Genomic DNA, 5,291 nt, shown 5'->3' on the forward strand with positions numbered 1-5,291 from the left:
AATCCACACCGAACCCGGAAGGCCCTCACCCGTTCAAGATCCCTCAGCCGAGACCTACATCACCCGTCCACAACCTCCCGGGACAGAACACCTAGTGCGCTCACGAAGCACTGATGCTGCTCAATGCCGCACAGCACGGGGGTGCACTAGGCATCTGCTTGCGGTGTACGCCGTGTCCTCGGTTCCCTGCCGTTCATGGAGAACACACCCGGCCCCCTCGCGGGACGCAAGGAATGGACCGCCCTCGGCGTCCTCATGCTGCCTCTGCTCCTCGTCTCGATGGACGTCTCGGTCCTGTACTTCGCGATTCCCTACGTCAGTGAGGACCTGGAGCCCAGCGCGACACAGCAGTTGTGGATCCTCGACATGTACGGCTTCGTCCTCGCCGGGCTGCTCATCACGATGGGTGCGCTCGGCGACCGGATCGGCCGACGCGCGCTGGTGCTCGCGGGAGCGGCCCTCTTCGGAGGGGCGTCGGTCGCCGCCGCGTACGCACACACCGCCGAGCTGCTCATCGCTGTACGCGCGCTGCTGGGGCTCGGCGGCGCCGCACTGATCCCGTCGACTCTCGCTCTGATCCGCAACCTCTTCCATGATGAGAAGCAGCGCGGTAAGGCCGTGACCCTGTGGACCGCCGTCATGACCACGGGCATCTCCCTGGGGCCTGTGGTCAGCGGCCTGCTGCTGGAACACTTCTGGTGGGGCTCGGTCTTCCTGATCAACCTGCCCGCGATGATGCTGCTGTGCGTGCTGGTGCCGTTCCTGGTGCCCGAGTTCACGTCGGCGAAGCGCGAGCGCTTCGACCTGCTGAGTGCGGTGCTGTCACTCGGCGCTGTGCTCCTGGTCGTCTACGGGATCAAGGAATGGGCCCGGCACGGATACGAGCCGCTGCCCGTCCTCGCCATCGGCGCGGGGCTCGTGCTCGGCATCGTCTTCGTACGCCGGCAGAAGCACCTTCCGCATCCGCTGATCGACCTCGGCCTGCTCGGCCGGCGCACCTTCGGCGGCCCGGTGATCGCCGACCTCCTCGCGATGTTCGCCACGGTCGGGATGGCCGTCTTCCTCACCCAGTACCTGCAGTCCGTCCTCGGCCTGAGCCCGTTCGATGCCGCGTTGTGGAGCTTGGTGCCGGCCGCCGGAGTGGCCGTCATGGGCCCGGCCGGAGCCGCACTCGCACAGCGCGTGGACCGCGCCTACGTCATGGGCGGCGGCTTCCTCCTCTCCGCCTGCGGATTCCTCTGGCTGGCCCAGGTACGAACCGATTCGGCGCTCTCGTTCACGCTCGCCGCCGCGTCCGTGTACGCGGGCGGCCTGGTCGCCGCCATGACGCTCGCCAACGAGCTCGCCCTCGGCGCGGCCCCGCCGGAACGTGCCGGTTCGGCCGCGGCTGTCCTGGAGGCGGGCCAGGAGCTCGGGGGAGCGTTGGGCATGGCGATCCTCGGATCCGTCGGAGCCGCGGTGTACAGCCGGGACATGGCCGGCGCCCTGCCGGCCGGCGTCCCCCAGGCCGAGGCCGTACGCGAGACGCTGGGCGGCGCCACAGCAGCCGCAGCCGAACTGCCGAAGGGCACCGCAGATGCCGTACTGGCGATTGCGCAGAGCGCCTTCACGCACGGGATGGGCATCGCGGCCTTCGGCGCCGCCGTCGTCATGGTCAGTGCCGGCCTCTTGTCGTTCACATGGCTGAGGGGCGCAGGCAGGACGAGGCGCCCAACGGAACTGTCTGCCGACCCGCGGACCACGACACCTGCGCAGGCACCGACTTCCCGTCTCTGACGTACGGCGCGAGGCGCGCGGAGTGCACGGCCCGCATCGCGCTCCAGTGCGCATGGGTCTCACTCAGACTCCCGCTGCATCCGAACGCGCGCCGCCCGTGCTCGGCGTCGGGCAGTCAGCGGCCCGCGGCTTTTGGCGGCGCCGTGACCGCAAACGCTCACCCGGTCAGGCCGAAAGCCCCGGTCACTGGCCGGAACAGGGGCGACGGCACAATGTGGTTGTGGATCCCACCAGCCAGATCATCGTCGCCCTCGATTGCGACGACCGTGCAACCGCAGATGCCCTCGTGGAGCAACTGGGTGACGCGTGCCGCGCCTACAAGGTCGGCTTGCAGTTGCTGACCGCAGCGGGGCCGGATGCCGTCAAGGCTCTTGTTGCCCAGGGCAAGGAGGTCTTCCTGGACCTCAAGCTCTTCGAGATCCCGCATTCGGTTGCCGCGGCGGTTCGCGCCGCTGGGGCGCTGGGCGTCTCTATGATCACCGTGCACGGCATGGGCGGCAGCGGCATCATGTCCGCGGCAGTCGAGGCCGCCCGCGACTTCCCCGGGATGCGCGTCCTTGCTTTGACTGTGGTCACCAGCATGACCGACGCGGATCTTGCCGACATCGGTGTCGGTGATGCGGCGGGAGAACAGGTGCACCGGCTGGCACGGTTGGCGCAGAAGGCCGGTTGCCACGGCGTGATCGCCTCGCCGCAGGACGTCGCGACCTTGCGTAGCAACCTTGGCCCCGATGCATTGATCGTCACTCCGGGCGTCACGCTGCCCGGGGAATCGCCGGCCGGGCACGCCCGTCCCGGAACACCACATGCGGCCATCGCTGCTGGAGCCTCACATGTTGTCGTCGGCCGGACCGTCACACGAGCGGCAAACCCAGCGACCGCGTTTCATACCGTCCGGACCAGTCTGACTCCCTAGTACTCCAGCTGCGGATCGTGCTCTGTGGTCTGTGGTCTGTGCCGATGGGGACGGCCAGGTTGTTACTGCGATGGGCATCGCGGGCGAGCATCGGTTCCACGGGAGGCCTCAGGACCACGTGAGACTCCCTCCAGGGCGGTCGGGTGCCTGGGTCAGGGTCGGGGTGCGCGTCCGTCTGGAGCGTCCACGAACCCCCTGGGCAGCCCTCCGGGAGCGGCGGGAAACGGTGTCCCTTCACGTCGGTACTCCAGTGGTGGCCCGCGCCACAGTCGCATTCGTAGATGCCGCTCTCCGGCACGATCTCGCCCGGGTGCCATGATGCCTGTTCCTCGTTCATGTAACCGATGTACGACCCTCCGGGGCGGGACGCGACCGGGAGGGTCGCCCGTCATGCCGGGACCGGCCTGGAGTCGCACCCTGGAGAGATGAGCGCGCCGATCGTCATCCACCGCCCCTCCCCCACGGGCGGGCGCCGGGTCACCGTCCGTGGACAGATCGCCGGACTCGCGCATGACGACCAGGACGTCACCGTGTTTCTGCGCCGGGCCGGGCTCCCGGACGCGGACCAGCTGCTCGACCTCCCGGAGTGGGTGGAGTGGCGGGGCGGGCGTGCGCACACATACGTCGCGGCGTAGAGCGATGGGGCGGGGTGCGGTGTCGGGCGGATACTGGAGATGGCAGCGCCTTGGCCCACGTCTTCCTGTTCTTCGAGGGGAAGCCGCGGGGACGTCCTGCCGATCAGCTCAGGAGTCCGGTCTGCGGTCAGCAGACCTCGCACGGCTCGATGTCCGGCTGCGCAAGCGCGACCATGGCGTCCTCGCGGGAGATCAGCCCCACCTGGTCCGGGTAGGTGGCGCAGCCACCACGGTGCAGCAGCGCCACCGAGGAGGAGCGCTGCGGCTGGATCTTCCACGCCATCTCGGCCCGTGCCTGCCCAATGAGAAGAAGCCCTCTGCGGCCACCAACCACGGCGAGGTGTTCAGCCCGCTCTCGTGTGCGTAGCGGAGCGCCACCAGTCGGGGCCGGTCGGCAGTGTGGGGCGGCCTGCCGCGGGTGTCGGCGTACACGTGTATGTGCAGAGACAGGTACGGAGGAATGTGCAGAGCAAGTAGCCGCAGATTGTCCCTCATTGCCGTGCGAGATGATGGGGTTCGGCCCTCATCGCTGTGTAGGCGCTCCCGCCCTTCTGTTTGTAAACAAGCGGCCCCCGGTCCTCCGTCGGAAGCTATGGGTCACCTCGTCAGCGCCAACCACGCTCACTTCACTCGGCCAGTTTCGGAGGCGTGCGCAAGGATCTTGGCCATGACTGCTACCGCTGCCGACTACGTATGGCTCAACGAGCGCTTCCCCGACCTCGCGGAGGCGTATTGCTTCACGCTGGTGCACAACCTTGCGCCTGTGGACGTCCTCGCCCGCCTCGAAGGCCGGAGCGAGCATTCCCGGACCGGGGTAGAGGCAATAGTGGACGCCGCCTTCGAGCTCCTGGACCGCTCGGACAACACCCGGCAGTTCATCGCCATGACCACTGTCAGGGACTGGACCCTGCTGATTGAGCCCGTCGGCTACATCGGCGTCACCGAAGAGAGGGCCCTGCCCGCGTCTGCGGGCACCTGCTGGGTCTCGCACTTCGTCAACATCAACGGCCACGACTCGTTCCTCTGGGCCCAGGACACGGCCAGTCGCCTGACATTCGAGCCCTCAGTGCCCGACCGCCGCTGGGGAACAACCCCTGACGAACTCCTCGAGGCCATGCAACAGTGCGGCTTCCAGTTCTGGAACGAGACCTCCGACACCGCGGACCACCTGGCCGCAGAGGCAGCGTTCGCTCTCGCCGAGCACCTGACCGATGTCCGCATCACACCCGAACTCCTCCAGAACACCCCATTCATCTGCGGCAGCGCGGAGATCCGGTGAGCCGCCCATGGCCTCCCTCCTTACCCCACGTCCGCAACAGCGCTCCATGGATCGCCGTCGCTCTCAGCAGCTCTGACCAAGAACTGCGTTTCACCAGGGTGGCTCGTTCACGAGAAGAACCGGGTTCTGGCACAGATCTTGGGGAACCGTCGCAAAGGGTGTTCAGACTGCTTCGCGTGCGCTGACTCGTCATCGAACGGGTGAGACCCCCTGCACACTGGCTGATGGACGCCCTTCGGCCGTGCCTGAGTGGCGGCCACCGCGCGTTCGATCACCCACCAGCAGGCAGTATGGAACGCAAGCGTCTGATCGTCCGCAAAACCTCGGTCCGGTTCTTCGCGACTTTCAACCAGGTGGGAAGCCGCTCAACCAGACTCGTCGGGGCCCAAGGCGCAAGCTCTCCGCGCTCACGAAGCCTGGACCCCACGTAGGCCTCCAGCAGATCGAGATGACGCACGTTATAGGCCCACAGGACGTGTCCACAGCAGCTCGTCTGCAACCACACCGGTCGCTGGAAGTAAGGATCGACAGGGCTGCCCACGACAGCAGAGTCGACCTTCCGATCCTTGAAGAAGCCGCACCCCGTGCACTGAACCGCCCCGGGTTTGATGGAGATCATCGAGACCCGGAAGGATGCCGATCATGGCTGCTCCCCGTAAGTACCCCGACGAACTGCGTGAACGCG

General features: G+C 67.4%; 5 protein-coding genes. 4 read left to right on the forward strand and 1 reads right to left on the reverse strand.

Annotation, left to right across the window (positions count from 1 at the left end; all coding sequences use genetic code 11):
* Positions 1-195: 195 nt before the first annotated feature.
* From ACFXOA_RS32090 to ACFXOA_RS32100, 3 genes are all read left to right on the forward strand, one after another.
* A complete protein-coding gene (locus ACFXOA_RS32090; protein WP_385035675.1) occupies positions 196-1,776 on the forward strand; it encodes an MFS transporter in 1,581 nt (526 codons plus the stop codon).
* Between the two features lie 220 nt (positions 1,777-1,996).
* On the forward strand, positions 1,997-2,692 hold the full coding sequence (gene pyrF / locus ACFXOA_RS32095) for an orotidine-5'-phosphate decarboxylase (protein ID WP_385035676.1): 696 nt from the start codon (positions 1,997-1,999) through the stop codon (positions 2,690-2,692).
* 425 nt (positions 2,693-3,117) lie between these two features.
* Positions 3,118-3,327: a hypothetical protein gene (locus ACFXOA_RS32100; RefSeq protein WP_385035678.1), complete on the forward strand. Its 210-nt coding sequence runs from the start codon at positions 3,118-3,120 to the stop codon at positions 3,325-3,327.
* A 127-nt stretch (positions 3,328-3,454) separates the two neighbouring features.
* Here ACFXOA_RS32100 and ACFXOA_RS32105 read toward each other — a convergent pair whose 3' ends face one another.
* Entirely contained in the window at positions 3,455-3,610 is a 156-nt protein-coding gene (locus ACFXOA_RS32105) for a DUF6233 domain-containing protein (RefSeq protein ID WP_385035680.1), read from the reverse strand.
* Positions 3,611-3,994: 384 nt separating this feature from the next.
* Here ACFXOA_RS32105 and ACFXOA_RS32110 point away from each other — a divergent pair, with 384 nt between their 5' ends.
* Entirely contained in the window at positions 3,995-4,606 is a 612-nt protein-coding gene (locus tag ACFXOA_RS32110; RefSeq protein ID WP_385035682.1) for a DUF6461 domain-containing protein, read from the forward strand.
* Positions 4,607-5,291 lie beyond the last annotated feature (685 nt).

Source organism: Streptomyces sp. NPDC059166 (assembly GCF_042755185.1).
Lineage (GTDB): Bacteria > Actinomycetota > Actinomycetes > Streptomycetales > Streptomycetaceae > Streptomyces.

What these genes read in the sequence shown, in the direction of transcription:
- ACFXOA_RS32090 (WP_385035675.1), top strand. Translation starts at nt 196, where the DNA reads ATGGAGAACACACCCGGCCCCCTCGCGGGACGCAAGGAATGGACCGCC.
- ACFXOA_RS32100 (WP_385035678.1), top strand. Translation starts at nt 3,118, where the DNA reads ATGAGCGCGCCGATCGTCATCCACCGCCCCTCCCCCACGGGCGGGCGC.
- ACFXOA_RS32105 (WP_385035680.1), bottom strand. Translation starts at nt 3,610, where the DNA reads ATGGCGTGGAAGATCCAGCCGCAGCGCTCCTCCTCGGTGGCGCTGCTG.
- ACFXOA_RS32110 (WP_385035682.1), top strand. Translation starts at nt 3,995, where the DNA reads ATGACTGCTACCGCTGCCGACTACGTATGGCTCAACGAGCGCTTCCCC.